General features: G+C 30.7%; 15 protein-coding genes. 9 read left to right on the top strand and 6 right to left on the bottom strand.

Annotated features, from left to right (window positions below; all coding sequences use genetic code 11):
- Positions 1 to 347: 347 nt before the first annotated feature.
- Entirely contained in the window at positions 348 to 1,226 is an 879-nt protein-coding gene (gene rfbD, locus KQI89_RS12170) for a dTDP-4-dehydrorhamnose reductase (protein ID WP_216457293.1), read from the top strand.
- Positions 1,227 to 1,849: 623 nt separating this feature from the next.
- Here rfbD and KQI89_RS12175 read toward each other — a convergent pair.
- Entirely contained in the window at positions 1,850 to 2,971 is a 1,122-nt protein-coding gene (locus KQI89_RS12175) for a cohesin domain-containing protein (protein WP_216457294.1), read from the bottom strand.
- Positions 2,972 to 3,341: 370 nt separating this feature from the next.
- Here KQI89_RS12175 and KQI89_RS12180 point away from each other — a divergent pair, with 370 nt between their 5' ends.
- The 7 genes from KQI89_RS12180 to KQI89_RS12210 all read left to right on the top strand — a co-directional run bounded on the left by KQI89_RS12180 (position 3,342) and on the right by KQI89_RS12210 (position 11,658).
- Positions 3,342 to 5,183 carry an NTP transferase domain-containing protein gene (locus KQI89_RS12180; protein WP_216457295.1) on the top strand — a complete coding sequence of 614 codons (1,842 nt, stop codon included), beginning with the start codon at positions 3,342 to 3,344 and terminating at the stop codon, positions 5,181 to 5,183.
- Between the two features lie 20 nt (positions 5,184 to 5,203).
- The gene (locus KQI89_RS12185) at positions 5,204 to 6,787 is read left to right on the top strand and encodes an NTP transferase domain-containing protein (RefSeq protein WP_216457296.1); all 1,584 of its coding nucleotides are present in this window, start codon (positions 5,204 to 5,206) and stop codon (positions 6,785 to 6,787) included.
- A gap of 24 nt (positions 6,788 to 6,811) precedes the next feature.
- Positions 6,812 to 7,780, top strand: a complete 969-nt coding sequence (locus KQI89_RS12190; protein ID WP_042439538.1) for a DMT family transporter — start codon at positions 6,812 to 6,814, stop codon at positions 7,778 to 7,780.
- Positions 7,781 to 7,864: 84 nt separating this feature from the next.
- The gene (locus KQI89_RS12195; protein ID WP_032122625.1) at positions 7,865 to 8,560 is read left to right on the top strand and encodes a CTP--phosphocholine cytidylyltransferase; all 696 of its coding nucleotides are present in this window, start codon (positions 7,865 to 7,867) and stop codon (positions 8,558 to 8,560) included.
- 109 nt (positions 8,561 to 8,669) lie between these two features.
- Positions 8,670 to 9,323, top strand: a complete 654-nt coding sequence (locus KQI89_RS12200) for a hypothetical protein (RefSeq protein ID WP_216457297.1) — start codon at positions 8,670 to 8,672, stop codon at positions 9,321 to 9,323.
- An 816-nt stretch (positions 9,324 to 10,139) separates the two neighbouring features.
- The gene (locus KQI89_RS12205; RefSeq protein ID WP_216457298.1) at positions 10,140 to 10,709 is read left to right on the top strand and encodes a sigma-70 family RNA polymerase sigma factor; all 570 of its coding nucleotides are present in this window, start codon (positions 10,140 to 10,142) and stop codon (positions 10,707 to 10,709) included.
- Positions 10,710 to 10,803: 94 nt separating this feature from the next.
- Positions 10,804 to 11,658, top strand: a complete 855-nt coding sequence (locus KQI89_RS12210) for a YihY/virulence factor BrkB family protein (protein WP_246583095.1) — start codon at positions 10,804 to 10,806, stop codon at positions 11,656 to 11,658.
- A gap of 275 nt (positions 11,659 to 11,933) precedes the next feature.
- Here KQI89_RS12210 and KQI89_RS12215 read toward each other — a convergent pair whose 3' ends face one another.
- The gene (locus KQI89_RS12215) at positions 11,934 to 13,937 is read right to left on the bottom strand and encodes a methyl-accepting chemotaxis protein (RefSeq protein ID WP_216457299.1); all 2,004 of its coding nucleotides are present in this window, start codon (positions 13,935 to 13,937) and stop codon (positions 11,934 to 11,936) included.
- A 615-nt stretch (positions 13,938 to 14,552) separates the two neighbouring features.
- Between KQI89_RS12215 and KQI89_RS12220 the strand changes: the two genes are divergently transcribed.
- Positions 14,553 to 14,834 (top strand): hypothetical protein, encoded by a 282-nt coding sequence (locus tag KQI89_RS12220; RefSeq protein WP_216457300.1) that lies wholly within the window; start codon positions 14,553 to 14,555, stop codon positions 14,832 to 14,834.
- A 117-nt stretch (positions 14,835 to 14,951) separates the two neighbouring features.
- Here the strand turns inward: KQI89_RS12220 and KQI89_RS12225 are convergent, their stop codons facing one another.
- The 4 genes from KQI89_RS12225 to thiM (KQI89_RS12240) form a co-directional block, all read right to left on the bottom strand.
- Positions 14,952 to 15,782: a PHP domain-containing protein gene (locus KQI89_RS12225; protein ID WP_216457301.1), complete on the bottom strand. Its 831-nt coding sequence runs from the start codon at positions 15,780 to 15,782 to the stop codon at positions 14,952 to 14,954.
- A 17-nt stretch (positions 15,783 to 15,799) separates the two neighbouring features.
- Positions 15,800 to 17,197, bottom strand: a complete 1,398-nt coding sequence (locus KQI89_RS12230) for a PTS transporter subunit EIIC (RefSeq protein ID WP_042439534.1) — start codon at positions 17,195 to 17,197, stop codon at positions 15,800 to 15,802.
- A gap of 497 nt (positions 17,198 to 17,694) precedes the next feature.
- Positions 17,695 to 18,525: a hydroxyethylthiazole kinase gene (gene thiM, locus KQI89_RS12235; RefSeq protein ID WP_216457302.1), complete on the bottom strand. Its 831-nt coding sequence runs from the start codon at positions 18,523 to 18,525 to the stop codon at positions 17,695 to 17,697.
- 49 nt (positions 18,526 to 18,574) lie between these two features.
- Complete coding sequence (gene thiM / locus KQI89_RS12240; RefSeq protein ID WP_216457303.1) at positions 18,575 to 19,402, bottom strand: hydroxyethylthiazole kinase; 828 nt, start codon at positions 19,400 to 19,402, stop codon at positions 18,575 to 18,577.
- Between the last annotated feature and the right edge of the window lie 146 nt (positions 19,403 to 19,548).

Below are 19,548 nucleotides of genomic sequence, written 5' to 3' on the forward strand. Positions count from 1 at the left end.
TAGGTACGGTAATTATTAAATAGTAACATAGGAAAACTCAACCAGTTAAATATAGAAAGCTTACTGATGGAATGATACCCTCTTTTATGGAGGTATATTAAAAGCTATCTCTTATGAGATTTATCTATCATATATTAATTTCATGGTGTGATCTATCATATGTTCAGAGGATATTATACCAAAATTGATTTACTTAAGTAGCCTGTGGGAATATATTTCTATAAAAAGTTTTTATTTTATAGATAATCTAAAATGTGAAAAATATAAAGTTAATATGCATAATATTAGGTAGGATTAAAAAAGCTTTCCGCTAAATGTTATGACTAAATTATATGAGGTGATACTAGATGAAAATTTTAATTACTGGAGCAAAAGGACAATTAGGAAGTCAAATTATTAACATTATTAATAATGGACAATCTGAATTAGGCAACATAGATTCAGTATACAATAACTGTGAGATAATGGCCCTTGACGTGGATGAATTAGATATAACTAATCTAAATAAGTGTAAAACAGTAGCAAAAGAATTAAAACCAGAATTAATAATAAACTGTGCAGCTTATACAAACGTAGACAACTGCGAAAAGCAAGAGGATTTGGCCTTTAAGATAAATGCCCTAGGAGCAAGAAATTTAGCTATAATTGCAGAGGAATTAGGAGCTAAATTAGTTCAAGTATCTACAGACTATGTATTTGCAGGTAACGGAAATGAGCCTTATAAAGAGTACGATATAACAAATCCTTTAAGTGTTTATGGTAAGTCTAAACTTTTAGGAGAAAATTATGTTAGAGAATTTTGTTCAAGATATTTCATCTTAAGAACTGCTTGGCTTTATGGACTTAATGGTAGTAATTTTGTTAAAACCATAATGAAAGCCGCTAAGGAAAAGGGAGAGTTAAAAGTAGTAAATGATCAAAGGGGAAATCCTACTTATGCAGAAGATTTAGCACACCACATTTTAGCTCTAGCCGTAACAGAGGAATATGGAATATATCATTGTACTGGTCAGGGAGAGTGTAGCTGGTATGATTTTGCCAAAGCTATTGTAGAATATTCAAATATTCCATGCAAGGTGGAACCAATAACCTCAGAACAATTAGATAGGGCAGCTAAAAGACCTTCTTATTCATCTCTTGATAATATGATGTTAAGATGTACTATAGGAAATAACATGAGAGATTGGAAAGAAGCTTTAGAAAAGTTTATATGTAAAGTAAAGTAATTAAGAGTTTGATGAATTAAGGCATTCAGTGGTGAAGGTGAGTTTTTTATCTCATACTTACCAGAGATAATGATATTTTAATGAAACTCATCTTCAACAGTAATAATGATATTTTAAGGAAACTCATCTTCAACTTACAAGATGAGTACTAAAAGAGTAAGTGAATATAGTCAAATTATAAGCCGTGGTATCTTATTAGAAGGTTATAGCCAAAGTACAGATTTGAGATATCAGATTAGAAGCCTTATACAAGATCATAAATCTTTGCTTGATACTTAAATAAAATAAGTTCAAATCACAGGTTTAGAACCTACTTTAAATAGACCTCCTTGTGTTTGATGAAGCGTGAAAAATATAAAAACACAAGGAGGCTTAATTTTGAGTTTTAAATGATACAAATATAGGAGATATTCTATATATAATAAAAAGTACTTAATCTTCAAAGGATTAAGTACTTTTTATTATATTTTTTATTATATGTTTTTTATTATATGTTTTTTATTATATGTTTTTTATTAATCTGTTCTTATTAAATTATTTTTATTAGTTTTTATATTAGGTATTTTATTAGGTATTTTATATTACTTATCTAGTTAAGTATTTTGGGAAATACACTTCACAAACTAATGCATAGCATTGGGAAATACACCCCCGGGGGTCAAAGAATTTATAAACTTTTCAATGTCTTTTGTCATAAATTCATTAGTTTTCAACTCATCAATAGCTCTTTGAGCATTTAATATATCTGTGTCAGATTGAGATGCGTTAGCTTTGTCCACTAGAGCCTTTGCGTTATTAAACATAGTCATTTGTATCTTGTCTAAAGCAGAACTATATGATGATTTAAAGTGATCAGGACAGTCATTCATTAAATGTCTGGCAGTATTTAGATCCTTTTGAGTAGGGGAGTCATAAGCTTTATTTATTGTGTAAACTATTCTCTCATATACAGGATGCTGGTAGTTATCCAAAATAGAGGAGAAGGTTTGCTTAAAATTCAATAAATTAGAAGGCAATCTATCTATATTACTTCTAGCATATAAGATATCTACCATAAGTCCATTTTTCACTGCATCTAATACATTAATTGTGGAGCTTGGACCACCGTTTTTATCACTAAAGAATGGCTTTACTCCATATTGCTCAGCTTTATTTACTGCCTTTTGCACAGAATCGTAGGTATTTTTATATAGTGCATCTACATCAGGGTTATTAGAAGAACTTTGCATAGTATATATATTGTTATAATAAACAACAGGCATTGGATTAGCATTTATGTCAGATAGCTTAACAACAATATTATTGTCATCTCTTAAAGTACCACCTTTGGCATTTAAACTAAATTGGCCTTCTTTTATAAATTTAGCTTTTATAGTGATTATATTACTTGGAGCATTAGAGGATGCTACTGAGTTACCTGTAAAGGTAGTAATAAAGCTTATTAGTCCTTTATTTACATCCTTTTTAATTATATAGTGGTAAGAATTATCGCTAAAAAAAACATTCCCTTTAACTATATCCACTATTTCTATTGTATTAGTATCATATTTTAAATCTACAGAGGCTCCATAAAGACCACTAAAATTTGAAGCATTAATTTTTATATCAAAAACCTCTCCTACATTTTTTACTGGAGTATTCACCTGATATGTAATAGTGTTATTGCTTAAAGCAGAAGCATTTACTTTAAAAAAGATTAAAAACAGCATTGTAGACAACAAAAACAGGAAATTTCTATGTTTCATTTCCAATCCTCCTATGGTTATAGATTTTTACTTAAATACATATTATCACGGTTTAATATTATTTATCAATGTAGATTATATAAAAGTCTATGCAGATTATACAAAAATCTTTTGTAGCTAATTTTAATTGTATTACACATTCAAAATGTGATCTAATTATACATAAATTTGTTGCTTTATCCATAATATTAATTTATAATATAAACATGTTCAGATTATGAACGTATCTGTAATGTGGGCAAGCTCATAACATAAACTTAGGACAAGTTCCAGAGTGAGATGCCATATAATTCTTGGGAAATAAAGCTCAAGAATATAGGAATAGCCTCGGGAAATACACCCCCGGGGGTCAAAAAAAGGGGGAACGCAAATGTTGGGAGATAAGGCTTTAAGGGTTCTTGAAATAATAAATAAGGATAAAAACTTAAGCCAAAGAGCTATAGCAAAGATGGCAGATTTATCTATAGGAAATATTAATGGTATCATTAAAAAGCTTATTAAAGAGGAATATATTTACATACAGAAAAGTAGTAGAGAATTTTGTTACATAGTAAATGAAAAGGGTATTAAAGCATTGGAAGATCACTTAAAAAGTACTTCTTATAAAAAAATAGTTTTGCATCAGGGAGGAAGAAAGATGATTACTCAAGCAGTTATTTTAGCAGCTGGTGAAAGAGAGGAATTTGGAAGGCCTGTTGGGTTGTTAGACTTACCAGATTGTAAAGTAATAGAAAGAACATTAGATATTTTAGAGGAAAATGGAATTAGAGATATATTAGTAGTAACAGGTTATAAAGATAATTATTATGAGGAATTAGCGGAAAAAAGAGGATTCAAAACTATAAAAAATTCTAAATACAAATGGACGGGAACTATGCATTCTCTAGTGTTAGCTAAGGATTTTATAAAGGATGATTTTATTTTAGTAGAGAGTGATTTAGTTTTTGAAGAAAGGGCTATAAAAGAGATTATTGAAAGCCCTCATAGAGATTGTGTGCTTATAACTAACGAAAGTGGATCAGGGGATGAAGCTTTTGTGGAAATAAGAAAGGGACATTTATTTAAGATGTCAAAGGACAAGCATCAGTTAAACAAAATAGATGGAGAGATGATAGGGGTAAGCAGAATATCTTTCAATGTATTTAATAAAATGCTTGAGGAGTTTAAGGACAATAGAAACCCTTATTTAAATTATGAATATTCTCTATTAGATGTGGCAAGAAATTATGATGTAGGATATGTAAAAATAGACGATGTAGTTTGGGGCGAAGTGGATCATAAAGAGCATTATGAAAAAATAGTTAAGTACACTTATCCCACTCTTAAGAGAAGAGAAATTGAATTTAAAGAAGAAAGTTTAAAGAAATGCTTAATAGAGGCACTAAAAATAGATGAAAGTGAAATTGGATCTATAAAACCAGCAGGAGGAATGACTAATAAAAATTACAAGGTAATAATAAAAGATGAAAGTTATGTGTTAAGAATTCCTGGAACGGGAACTGATGACATGATAAATAGAATAGAGGAAAATAGAAATTCCGTTTTAGCTTCAAAGTTAGATATAGACACAAAGGTTTTATATTTTGATGAAGTATCTGGAATAAAGATAGCAAAATTCATAGAAAATGCAGAAACCTTAACAGGAGAAAGTGCAAAAAAAGAGGAAAATATGTACTTGGTTACGTCTATATTAAAGAAGCTCCACACTTCTGGATTAAAATTTGAAAATCGCTTTGATGTATTTGAAAAGATAGAATACTATGAAACCCTTCTTAAAAAAGTTAACGGAAAGAATTTTGAAGACTATTACGAAGTAAAGGAAAAAGTTATGAATCTTCAAAAGGTACTAGAGGATTTAGATGTTGACATATTAGCTTGTCATAATGACACCGTGCCAGAAAACTTTGTTAAAGGAGATGACAGAATATATCTTATTGACTGGGAGTATAGTGGTATGAATGACCCAATGTGGGATTTAGCAGCTCATTCAATAGAATGTGATTTCTCTAAATCTGATGAGGAATTATTTTTAAATATATACTTTGGTAAAGAACCAGAGGAAAAGTATAAGAAGAGAATATTGATATATAAAATATGTCAGGATCTTTTATGGAGTACTTGGACAAATATAAAGGAAGCTCAGGGAGATGATTTTGGAAGCTACGGTATAGATAGATACAATAGAGCAAAGAAAAACTTAGAGTTTATTTAGTTAATTAAGGAGATGGCACTATGATTAATCAAGCAGTTATACTAGCAGCAGGATTATCGGAGGAATTCGGTAGACCTGTTGGATTTTTAAAAATACCTGAGGGAACTATAATAGAGAGAATACTTAACTTATTAGAGGAAAATGGTATAAAGGATATTTTAGTTATAGCAGGATATGAAAGTGAATATTATGAAGCGTTGGCAAAAGAGAGAGGTTTTAAAATCATAAAAAACCCTAAATATAAATGGACTGGAACTATGAGCTCTTTAGCTTATGCAAAGGATTTTGTTAAAGAAGATTTCATATTGATAGAAAGCGATATAGTTTTCGAGGAGAGGGCTTTGTGGGAGATAATAGATAGTGCTTTTAAGAATTGTATGGTAGTCACCACAGAAAGTGGTTCAGGAGATGAGGCTTTCGTAGACATAAGAGAAGAAAAAATATTTAAAATGTCAAAGGATAAACATCAATTAAATAAAATTGATGGAGAAATGATAGGAATATGTAAAATATCCCATGAAGTTTACGGGAAAATGCTTGAAGAATTTAAGCTTAATAAAAATCCATATTTAAATTATGAGTATGTATTGATGGATGTGTCAAAGGATAATCCTGTAGGTTATGTAAAGGTGGATGACTTAATCTGGGGAGAGATAGACCATAAAGAGCACTATGATAACATGGTTAACTACGTTTTCCCTAAATTAAAAATAAAAGAAAAAGAAGTAAAGGAAGCTATATTAAAAGGTTATATTATAGAAGCTCTTAATGTGAAAGATGAAGACATAAAAGATCTAAAGAAGCTAGGTGGATTAACTAATAGAAATTATAAATTCACTATGAATGGAGAAAATTATGTGCTTAGAGCTCCTGGTACTGGCAGTAATGAAATAGTAAATAGAAAAGATGAAAAGTATAATTCAGAGCAAATAGCTAAATCTGATATCGATAGCCATATAATTTATTTTAATGAATATAGTGGGGTTAAAATAGCAAAGTTTATAGAAAATGCAGAGACTTTTACAGGGGAGAGCGCTAAGAAAGAAGAGAATATGGTGCTTTCCGCTAATATATTAAAAAAGCTACATACTTCAGGGGCAAAGTTTAAAAATACCTTTGATACTTTTGATAAGATTGAGGAATATGAAGCTTTACTTAAAAAGGTAGGTGGAGAGTTCTTTGAAGATTACCAAGATATAAAGAAAAAGGTATTTGCCTTTAAAGAACTTTTAGAAGACTTAGACTCAGAACTGGTAGCCTGCCATAATGATGCCTTAGCTGAGAACTTTGTTAAAGGGGCTGACAGACTGTATCTTATTGACTGGGAATATAGTGGTATGAACGATGCCATGTGGGATTTAGCTGCTTATTCTCTAGAATGTAAGTTTTCAAAATTAGATGAGGAACTATTTTTAAACATATATTTCAACGGAGAGCCAGAGGAGAAATATAAAAAGAGAATACTCATATATAAGATATGTCAAGATATTTTCTGGAGTATATGGTCAGCTATAAAAGAAGCTCAAGGAGATGACATGGGAAGCTATACTATTGATAGGTATAATAGGGGAAAGAAGAACTTAGAAGTTTTTTACAGCTTGTAAGTTTAAAATAAGGGGGATATTTGAATGGAAGTTAACAATAAATCTTCGAGAATGGGCACAGGGTATGCTCTTATTTCTGGAGTTACTTGGGGTATAGATACTGTATTAATAGGGGTAATACTAACTATGACATCTTTCGTAGAAACTGAAAAGGCTATATTGCTTGCACCTTTTATTAGTACTTTTTTACATGACTTATTTTCATCAATATGGGTTAGTATATATCATATTACTAGGGGAGAGTTTCAAGGCGTGCTTAAAGCTTTAAAGACCAGAAGTGGACGTTTTATTATGTTAGGTGCTCTTTTAGGAGGTCCTTTAGGTATGACTTGTTACATGTTAAGTGTAAAATATATAGGGGCATCCTATGCTGCATCAATTACATCTATATATCCAGCCATCGGTGCCTTCTTTGCTTTTATATTTTTAAAAGAAAAGTTAGGAAAAAGAGAATGTATGGGAATACTCCTAAGTATTTCAGGAGTTATTGTTCTTGGATATCAACCTTCTGAGTTTACAGTAGGAGGAAGCTTTTTATTAGGGATATTATTTGCTCTAGGCACAATATTAGGATGGGGATTAGAGAGTGTTATATGCGCCTATGGAATGAAGGAAGATGTAACTGCAGAACAGGCTTTAAACATAAGGCAACTTACCTCAGCTATATTTTATGGAGCGATAATACTTCCTATTATAGGAGGCTCTGGTATAGCTTTAGATGTGGTATTAAGTAAGAGTGTATTAGCCCTTATACTTACAGCTTTAGTTGGAACCACTTCTTATATGTTTTATTATAAAGCCATAAATACTATAGGCGCAGCAAAGAGTACTTCTTTAAATATAACCTATGCTATATGGGCTATAATAATACAAGTTTTATTCTTAAAGGCACCAGTAAGTCCACAACTTATTTTAGGATGCTTAATTACCTTTACAGGAACGGTTTTAGTATCAGGAAGCCCAAGAGAAATGTTAGGTCTTCAGAGTAATTAGTTTAAGGTAGGCAATATAATATTTTAGTGATAAAATAAAGAAGAGAAGTTAATACTCATTGGAAGATTACGGAGGTTAAGTTATATGAGAGCAATAATATTAGCAGCAGGTATGGGAACTAGATTAAGACCATTGACTAATGATAGACCTAAATCCTTAGTTGAGGTCCTAGGAGAGCCTATGGCGGAGAGACAGATTAGATTTTTAAAAGAAAAGGGTATAGATGATATATTAGTAGTTACAGGATATATGGCAGAGAAATTTGAGTATTTAAAAGATAAGTATGGAATCAAGACAATACATAATGATAAGTATGATGTCTATAATAACATTTATAGCATGTACATTGTAAGAGAATATCTTAAGGATGCCTATGTTACTGAAGCTGATGTATATATGGAAAGAAACTATCTTATAAATGACAAAGAAGAAATGAAGAATTCCTTTTACTTTACAGGAATAAAAAAGGATTTCGAAAAGGAATGGTTAATGAAATTTGATGAAGAACACAGATTACAGGATATTGTTATTGGAGATGGTACATCTTACATAATGTCTGGTGTTTCCTATTGGAATGAAAAAGATGGAGAATTCATCAGTGAAAAGATACGAGAAAGTGTAGAAAATGAAGATTTTCATAAGTTATATTGGGATGACATAGTTATAAGAAATATAAAAAATCTAGATATACGTATAAAAGAAATAAGCGGAGAAGATTGGTTTGAAATAGATTCTATAGAGGATTTAAGAGCTACAGAAAAATATTTATCCTCTCGATAAGGGTTGGATTTAAACAATTAAGCTCCATTTTAACCTAATAATTAATCAGTAAAAGCTAAAGGCTGCTAAATATTTTAGCAGCCTTTCTGTAATAGGAGGAGTGATACATATGAAGAAAAAAACTGTTATAGTTATAGTTGTTGTAGCAGTTGTTTTAATAGGTTCAGCATATATAATCTTTAAAAATTCCAGTGATAAAGGAAGTACGGGAAATAATATTGTAGAAAGTGAAAAAGATACAAATATAAATAAAGATATAGATAAAGAAAATGGACAATCTGTTCAAGATTCTAAAGACAAGAGTCAAGGAAAATCTTCTAATGAAGAAAAAGATAAGGACAAGAATAGTGCAGGTAATGGTAAAGCTTCAAATACTATAGATATCCCTGAAGATCCTTCAAAAAACTTTAGTTATGTAGAGCAAATAACCTTAAATTATAAAATATTATTTGAAGGTATAGCATCAGATGGTGGAACTCCTTTAGAAAATATAATGGCAGTAGTGGATAAAGATTCTGAGTTTTACTTAAAAGTCAAGGAAGAGTTAGAATATTATAGAAAAACTGCTAAAGAATTTAATTTAAAGGATTTTTATCTTGAAGATATAACCTATGATAAAAATTCAAATCTTTATGAAGCACATATAAATGAAAGCATTAGTTTTAAAATAGATGGGAAAGAATCCTCAAAAGAGAAAAAAGGTATATATAAAATAAGATTAGACAAAGACAATTCCGCTATAGTTAATTATGTGGAAAAATAAACAGGGGTCTAGGTTCAGAGAAAATTTGGCTACTCTGAAGCTTAGAAGATGAATCTCCTAAGTAGCCAACCAAGATCTGTAAAGGAGAATATTAGCGTAATAGCCAAGTATAAAACTTTAAAAAAATTATAACTTGTAGTGAAATTTAAAAGTAGTAAGCATATATAATGTATGCTTACTTTTTTTTATAGCCTTAAAAAGGCGTTACCAGATTTAATGGTAAAAAATACAAGCACTATTGAAATCGAACTGGTATTCCTGTATAATTTGCATTAAGATATAAGAACTTACGTTCGATAAAATGCGACTTTACTTTTAAAAACCATTTGAATGATGAGAGATATTTATCATAAGTAAACTAAGACTAAGCAGAAAAATTATTTTAGTTTGTTTTATCCCATGACTACACCTTCTAAGACTACTATCTTCTTTTAAAGTGGGAATAAAGAGGGGTACATCCTTGGATAACAATTTCTAAGCTTTATGGGGAGTTAAAACTCCATCTAAAGGCAAGAACTCTGTTTATCCGATGACTACCCGCTCTAATACTCCATCTTTTTCAAAGTGGGAATAAAGAGCGGCTACGTCCCTGGATAACGATTTCTAAGCTTTAGAGGGAGCAAAGCTCCATCTAAAGGCAAGAACTCTGTTTATCCGATGACTACCCGCTCTAATACTCCATCTTTTTCAAAGTGGGAATAAAGAGCGGCTACGTCCCTGGATAACGATTTCTAAGCTTTAGAGGGAGCAAAGCTCCATCTAAAGGCAAGAACTCTGTTTATATACGGTTAATTTAATTAAAAAGGGGGAATACAGATGAATATGAAAGAAACAATTAGGAGAGCAAAAGAAGGAGACAATAAAGCTAAGACTATTATATTAGAAAAGTACAAACCTCTTTTATATAGTCTAGTTAGAAGTATATATATTAAGGATTATGAAGATGACGACTTAATTCAAATTGGATTTGAATCTATATTAAAGGCTATTGATAAGTATGACTTAAATAAAGGTGCTAATTTTGGTGGATATTTAAAACAGGCTATTAAAAATAATTACTATTATCTTATAAGGCAAAAGGCTAAGTATAATTATGATGTAAGCTTAAATAAATGCACTGAGGATGGTATTGAATTTCAAGATATGCTAGAAGATAATTTTTACTTAGAGGAGGATATAATAAATAAGGAAGAGAAAGAAGAGCTTTATGTGGCTCTAGATACTTTAACAGAAGAAGAGAGAGAACTTTTAAAAATTATTTTTACAAAGGGACATGGTGGTATTAATTATTATGCAAATTTAAAGGGTATAAAGTATGGTACTGCGGCTATGAGAAAAGAAAGAGCAATAGAAAAACTTAGGAAAATTATGGTTAATAACAGGTGAGAAGTTTATAAAAGGTCAGTTATATTTGAATTATTAACCAATAAAATATATAATAGGGGTTATAGATATTTTCAAGGGAGAGGAGGGAGAGAATTTGAAGAAGTTTTTTGGATACACAATTGATTTAAAAATACTTATATTTGGTCTAATAAAAAAATTCAATGAGGATGAGATATTTGCACTAGCTTCACAGCTTGCTTATAGCCTTGTGCTATCATTTTTCCCTTTTCTCATATTTTTGCTTACTATAATAGGTTTTTTATCCTTAGATAGTGCTCAAGTTTTAATTGCTTTGGAAGCTTTTTTGCCTAATAATGTTTATGAGCTAATATCTAGTATAGTACTAGATATTGTTGAATCTCAAAATGGGAGTTTGTTATCATTCAGTTTAATCTTAAGTATTTGGAGTGCCTCTACAGGTTTTGGTGCAGTAATAAAGGGTCTTAATAAAGCTTATGACGAACAAGAAAATAGAGGCTTTATAAGGGTAAAATTAATTTCTATATTGTTCACTGTAAGTATAGTGGCAATAATTATAGTAAATCTTATATTATTAGTATTTGGAAATGTTATTGGAGGATTACTTTTAAAATATGAATATGTTAGTAGAGATGTAATCATATGGGTGTGGGGTTTTTTAAAGTATGTAATAATTATATTTACTACTAATTTTCTCTTTGCAGTATTATATAGATATACTCCAGCAAGAAGACTTACCTGGAAGGAAGTTATACCGGGGGCTGTCTTTACTACAGTAAACTGGATAATTGTATCTTTAGGATTTTCTTATTATGTAAATAATTTCAATAACTTTTCTAGATTCTATGGAAGTATAGGAGCGGTGATAGTCTTAATGATTTGGGTATTTTTAAGCTCCATAATAATTCTTTTAGGAGGAGAGATAAATGCTCTTATTGCATTAATGGAGAAAAAGAGAAGATTAACATAGATTGGTTAATGAAGAAGATAAAAAAATTTACATAGTTTAATGTAACCTAGACAGCATATGACTATGGAAATTTACGAAAATAAAATCAATAATACAATATTTAGCGGAAGTTTTAATTGATAATTTCCACGATTTGAAGTATAATTTTTGTGTAAATTAATGTATTTGGTCATATGTTAATTTTACCATAAATCTTTCACTCTTCCCAGTGAGAGATTTATTTTTTTTAGACAAAAAGCTGTGGCACTAATTTTTTAGTGCCACAGCCCCTTTCCTTATTTAATCTTAAATTTTTCTATAAGATAATCTAGATTTTTAGAATACTTATTTAAGGTATCTGATTGTCTTGATATTTCAAGAAGTCCAGAGGCTTGCTCCTCTGTGGAGGCACTAACTTCCTCCGTAGTAGCTGCGGTTTCCTCTGAAACTGAGGCTATCTCTGCAATTTTCATAGATAATATGTCTTTACTTTCATTTATAGCTTCTAATGAGTTGCTAACCTTTAAGATATCTTCCTCTAATTCATTTATAGTAGATTGTATATAATCGAATCTCTCTCTGGTTGTTTCCATACTTTCTCCAGTTACCTTATTTAGTTCTTTTGTATATTTTGTTTCTTCATAAAGCTCATTTATGCTTTCTTTAATCTCTGAAACCACTTTAGATATTTCCTCTGCAGACCTTGAAGATTCCTCTGCAAGCTTTCTAACTTCATCAGCTACCACAGAAAAACCACGTCCAGCTTCTCCAGCTCTTGCTGCCTCTATACTAGCATTTAGAGCCAATAAATTTGTTTGATCTGTTATTGATTTTATGGTTTCTGTAATATTGCTTATTTGGTTTGATTTTTCTGATACTAGATCAACTTTTTTAGATACATTATTACTAGCTTCTTCATTTTTATCATAGTTATTTTTAAGGAGAGTAATAGCTTCCATACCCTCATCTGTAGAGCGTTTAACCTGTTTTGAAACCTTAAGCATGTTAGATGAATTTTTAAGGGACATATCAACTTCATCTTCAAGCTTATTAACTACATTTACCCCTTCATTTAATTCAGCAGCCTCCTCTGTGGTTCCTTCAGCTATTTGCTGTACCGCTTTAGCCACTTCCTCACCTACTGAGGAGGATTCCTTTGTTATTACAGATAAGGTCTCTGAAGAGTCTTTTACTAGATCTGAAGCTTCTTTTACCCCTTGTAGCAAGATAACCATGTCATCAATTAAAGAATTTAAAGCTTTTATTATATCATTAGTTTCTAAGTTGTAGGAATCCTTTATTTCCAGTTTTTCTGTGAAATCTCCAGATTTAAGTTTATTTAATATTAATACTAAGTTTTTCATAGGAGTTGTTATTCTATTTGAGAATACTAAAGTTATAATTATAACTAATAATATAGTAAGAATAAGTATAGTTAAAGGTAGCTTCATAGCAGAAAATATTTTTTCTTTAATTTCATTTTCTGGAACAAAGCCTGCAAAAATTATTTTAGATTCATTATCACTATATTTAACTGTTATATAGTTTTTTCCATCTATGTTTAAAACCTTGGGCTCTAAATCTTCAAGACTTAATAGATTATTTATCCAAGAAGTATTCTCTTTGGATTTACCTATAAGTGATTTATCCTTATGAGCTATTATACTTCCTTCAGTGGTAAGGGCTGCAGCCACTCCGTTTTTACCTAAAGTTATATCTGAAATCAAATCACCCATTTGAGTGAGAGCAACGTCAATACTTACTACGCCTATGATGGCTCCACTAGAATTTTTTACAGTTTTAGAATAGGTTAGTATTGTACTTTTAGTAAATGCATCCTCATAGGGTTCTGAGACTATAACCTTATCAACAGAAGATACAGCGTTTTTATACCAATCTCTTTTTCGTGGATCATAATCATTTGGTACAGATCCATTTTTAGATAATATGGTTTGTCCATCATAGGTTCCTAAATATACATTTAAGATGTCTTTATTAGAGTCTACGTAGCCGTCAAAGCTTTTTTTAAGCCATGCAGGGCTATTAGAATCTTCTAATATATATTTTGTATTAGGATCCTGGGACAGGGTCTCTATGTTGGCAGATATGTATTTTTTATTATCCACAACTGATTGAGAAGCTCTTTCTAGATTGCTTAAAACAATGGTATTGAAATCTGATTTGATACTTTTACTCAGTATGTAATAATTACTAAGAGCCATACCTATTATAGGTACGAAAGATGCTAGTATAAGAAGTATTAAGATTTCAGTTTTTAATTTTATTCGAGTTTTTTTCATATACAATACACTCCTTTTTAAAAATAATATAAAGGTTGAGTATTAGTATGGAGAAAAAGACATGATTATATTAAAGATTATACACTTATTTTGAGTATTTATCCACAGATTCATAATGATAGTACCATTGAATCTGTGAATAATATGACTTAAAAATATTAAATACTAATGGTATTGATGTACCTTAATATGCTTCACTGGTATGTTTAGTTTTATTCATAGGAGGGGTTCAGTTACTTGCCTTTGGAATTATAGGAGAATATATGGCAAGAACTTATGTAGAGGTTAAACATAGACCTGTTTATATTGTAAAAAAAGAAAAAATTAAATATAAAGATATTAAAAAAGAAAATACTAAATAGCTTACATAAAAAAATTATGTTGCGTTTATATTTATAATGAGTTTTATTATAAATGTTAATATTCAAAACTTATCTAGGGTACCTATCATTGGTTATTCCAACTGGAGAGTAGGGGTGGAATAAGTGTATAAGAAGATAAGTATCATATATAGAAGAGATATTTTAATAGCTTAAATTGGTGTAATAATCCAGTCGACAAGGGAAGATTATCTATGGTATAATATCTCTACTAAGGTATTAGGTGGTGAAGTCTATGGAAAAAGAAATATTAGAGCTTTTAAAGCAAGTGAATAATAAACTTGACGAACATACTGTAAAGCTTGACGAACATACAATGAAGTTAAATGAACATACTGAAATATTAAGAGCATTAGAGCATTTGGCTCAGGTTAATAGAGCTGAACATGATAAAATGTTTAATGAAATAGCTCATATTAAGGGTGAAACGGAATCCATAAGAAAAGATCTAGCAGCAGTAGAGATAGTTACAGCAAGGAATATGGAAAGCCTAGCACATTTAAAATTAATAAAATAACATTAATTCGTCACAGATATAAAACTTAAATTGTATAATTATATCTCCTTTAGCTATTTAAACTATAGGAGATTTTTATTGTAAAAAGGAGATGAATAATTATTCATCTCCTTTGGTTTATCTATAGATTAAGTTTTCATATACAAACTCTGGTACATCCATTCCAGCTAATGGTGTTCCTAATTTATTATATAGGCCATGATAGTCAGAACCGCCAGTTATTAAGAGATTTTTCTTCTTTGTAACTTCTTCTAGCTCTTTTTTAACTTCTGGAGTTACAGATGGATGATATATTTCAATGCCATCTAAAAGATTACTATTTATAAGTTCATAGTATAAATCTTCACTTTTCTTTTTTATTTTTACAGGATGAGCTAAAACGGCCATACCGTTGTTTCTCTTTATAAGCTCTATGGTACTTTGAAAATCATTATATTTAAAATCATCGGGTACATGGCAGATGCCTTCAGGTCCAAAATATTTTTTCAAACTAACCATAATATCCTTAATTTCTAGATAGCCGAAGTCAGCAAGAGTTCTTAATAATTTGGCTCTATATAAGGGACCACCTTGGCTTTGTTTGAAATATTCACTTTCTGGTATATCAATACCATTACTTTGAAGTATTTTTATCTGCTGCATGGACTTTGTATTTAAATAATTTAATAACTTCATAGAATACTCATGAAGCTCTTTAGAATCTTTGTCTATATAGTATCCTAAAACATGAAGCTTCACACCTTTTTCAATGGCAGTAAATTCTACTGCTGGAATGTATGGAATATTATATTTTTTACTTAACTCATGCTCTAAATTTAGTCCTAAAGTAGTGTCATGATCAGTAATAGAAATAGCTTTTAAATCTAGTTCCTTACCCTTTATAAATATGTCTTCCATTTTAGTACTACCATCTGAAAAGGTAGAGTGTAGGTGAAAATCAAAATTCATAGTATCACTTCCAAACATCAAACTTTCATTATTTCGCTTAAAGGATTATCCATTGCTGACTCTAATCCATCAGGCATATCTTCCCATTTTGTAAAGTATGTTAATAAGAATCCTCCTGCATAAGCAAGTAATGTGCCTATAAGGTAGTGTATAACGCTTCCAGCTGGAATTAAAAGCATAAGTGGAAGGCCGGAAAGTCCAATACCTGTGGAAGCCACATTCATCATAGCTACATAGGCACCGCCTAAAACGGAACCAAGACAAGCTGTTATAAAAGGCTTTCCTAAAGGTAATGTAACACCAAACATTAAAGGTTCTCCTACACCTAGCATAGCTACTGGTAATGCACTAGCTATTACATTTTTTAATTTCTTGTTTTTAGTTTTCATATATATAGCTATAGCAGCACCAACTTGTCCAGCACCAGCCATTGCTAGTATTGGTCTTAATAAGTCTAGTCCTGAAGCCTTTAGTAAGCTAACTTCAACTGGAGTTAGTGCTCTATGTAATCCAGTCATTACTAGTGGTAAGAAGGTTGCGGATAGTATAGCTCCCGTTACAAATCGTCCACGTTCAATCAAAGTATTTACAAGCCAGGTTAAGTTATTAGATAAAAATGCTCCTAATGGATGGAATATGTACAAGCTTCCAACACCAATAATTAATAATACCAATGTAGGTGTAACCATTAAATCTATAACTGAAGGCATAATTTTTCTTAGCTTTTTCTCCAGTGAAGCACCTAGAGCACAGGCAATTAAAACAGCTATAACTCCACCTTCTTCTGGAGTTAAGTTTTTACCATTTATAATTATTTTGCTTAAACCCGGTGCACTTAATATACCAGCTATGGCTCCCCCTAGAGTTATACTTCCACCAAATTCTTTAGCTGTATTCATACCAATCATTATGTTCATATAAGTAAAGACTGATTTACCAATTAAATATAAAATATTATAGCTATTACCACTTATTATATGGAGACTTTCTAAAAGTTTTGCAACTCCATAGATAATTCCACAGCCTACGAAACCAGGAATTAAAGGAATAAAAATGTTAGATATTTTTCTTAAAAATAGTTTAAATGGTGTTGAGTTTTTAGCTTTTAATTCTTCTTTTCTTAAAGTAACTTCGTCAACTTCACCAATGTTAATACTTGCTAGAGTTGAAAATTTAGTTGCTACTTTATTTACATTTCCAGGACCCAATATGATCTGTACTTGACCAGATTGTTGAACTAAGCCCATAACTCCATCTATAGCCTTGATTCCTTCTAAATTTGCAAGGCTATTATCCTTTAGTGTTAATCTCAGTCTAGTGGTGCAAAATGCTACTGAAGATATATTTTCTTTGCCACCTGATTTTTTTAAAATATCTTCAGCGATGGCTTGTGCATCAAATTTTAATGTTGCCATAAACCTCTCTCCTTTTAATTTTATATTAATAAATAAGGTTTTCACCTTTATTATTAAAAAATAAATTTGAAATGGGATTAATTAATTAATAGGTTTTTATGGTTCAAAATTATTAAGTGATTTTTAGGTTCAGGTGGAGCTTGACATTTATATCTTTCCATCTGAGTCCTAGAAGAACTAGTATCAGGAGCGTATAGCTCTCATCTACAATGGGAGCTATTTAATAAACACAGGATTTAGAACAAAAAAAGAGCTAAAAAGATTAAAATCTTTTTAGCTCATGCCTGCCTTATACAGTAACACGCTATCCTTGTAAACTGTTTCAATTGTTAACATTAGTATATATTGGATTTAATGCCTTGTCAATGAATTAAATCCAATATATACTTTTTATTATATGCATAATAAAAAATAAGAAACAATGACAAATTGTTTCTTACTTCAGAGTGTCCACAAAGTCGACACTCTGTTATTTTTTGTGTAAAATAAATTATTTCCTAATTAATTTCTTTTATAGTAACTTTTGCATAGGTTTCTAGCTGTTCTTCTGTAATAGTTGATAGGGTATCATGTAGGTATTGCTTAAAGGTTCTAGTGCCATCATGTTCTTTTAATCTTTTTTCAGCTATTTCTCCGGAAATACCCATAATAAGTATTCCTAGAATAGTGCTTAAGAAATAATCATTGGTATGGCCACTAAATGTAGATATTAAGGCTCCTGTACTTGATCCTGTACCAACTACTTTTTTTAGTCTAGGAGTACCATTTTTGATTTTTGCCACTCTTTTTCCGTCGGTTATAATATCTTCTTTACCTGTCATGGCAACTATCATATTTCTTTCTCTTGCTAGCTTTATGCAACATTCTTCGCCGTCAGATTCATCTTCAAAGGAATCAATTCCTTTGGCTTTAGCTTCATAACCTAGTATGGTTTTTATTTCTCCTAGATTTCCTTTTAATATGGAAATATTAACTTCATTTAAGACTCTTTGTATAGCATAACTTCTGAAGGGACTTGCTGATATAGCAGCAGGATCTAAGATAACAGGTACATTTTCCTTATTAGCAGACCTACCTACATTAACCATGATATCTAAATATTCTCTGTTGATGGTTCCAAAATTAAGCATTACAGCATTTACTCCTGCATGAGGTATTATGTCATGAGATTCAACAATGTCATCTGTAAGTACAGGGGAACCTCCAGCATATACGCAGCAATCCACAAGATCTAGGACTGTAACATAGTTTGTCATAAATGTAATTAATGGTTTATCTTCTGCATCTTTTTTCTTTAATAAGTTTTTTAGATCCTCTATAAATTCCAAAAAATCACCTCAATTATACATATAGCGAAATTATCTGTACTATATATAATTACTTAAGGCTACTTATTTTAGCCTTAGCTCTTATTTTATCTTCATTATCAACTATAGTGGATAATACATCTACTAAGTTTACTTTAAACTTATAGTGACCTTCATCTTCTTTTGTGATTTCTTCTGCTAATTCTCCAGCTATACCCATAAGCATTACAGCTGTTGCAGCACCTAAAACATAATCCTCTGTAGCACCACAATAAGTTGCTACCATAGCACCTATTACACAGCCAGTTCCTATAACCTTTGGAAGTCTAGCAGAACCATTTTCTATTACTAATATTCTTTCCCCATCAGTTATTATATCTCTTGGACCTGTCATGGCCACTACTAAGTTTCTTTCCTTAGCAAGTCTAACACAGAACTCCTCTGCCCCTTCTGGATCTTCGTTAGAGTCAACACCTTTTGAGTTTGACTTAAGCCCTAGACAAGCTTTGATTTCTCCTAAGTTTCCTTTTATTACAGAAACCTTAAGCTCATCTAGCATTTTTTGAATAACCATGGTTCTAAAAGGAGTAACACTAGTAGCTACAGGATCTATTACTATAGGAATTCCTTTTTCGCTAGCCTTTCTTCCAGCTTCCATCATTGATTCAAAATGCTTTTCTGTTATGGTTCCTATATTGAATATCAATGCATCTACATTTCCATATTCAACAACATCTGCAGCATCTATTGGATCATCTGTCATAACAGGGGTTCCGCCAATGTAGGCTACTATACTAGTAGAATCATTTGATGTAACATAGTTAACAGCAAAATCTACTAGAGGATTTTTCTCCTTTGTATGTCTTATTAAATCTATAATTTGATCTATATATTGCATATAAAACTCTCCTTTATTTTATATTTTCACAATTAACATCTTTAAACAAGTGACTAGTAAGCAAAGCCTAATTATGAAAATATATGAATGAAAGCAAAATATAAACTAGTTTTAATCTAGTTTATATTTCACAATGATAATGATAA

It is taken from the genome of Clostridium simiarum, from assembly GCF_018919175.1.
GTDB classification, from domain to species: domain Bacteria; phylum Bacillota; class Clostridia; order Clostridiales; family Clostridiaceae; genus Clostridium_L; species Clostridium_L simiarum.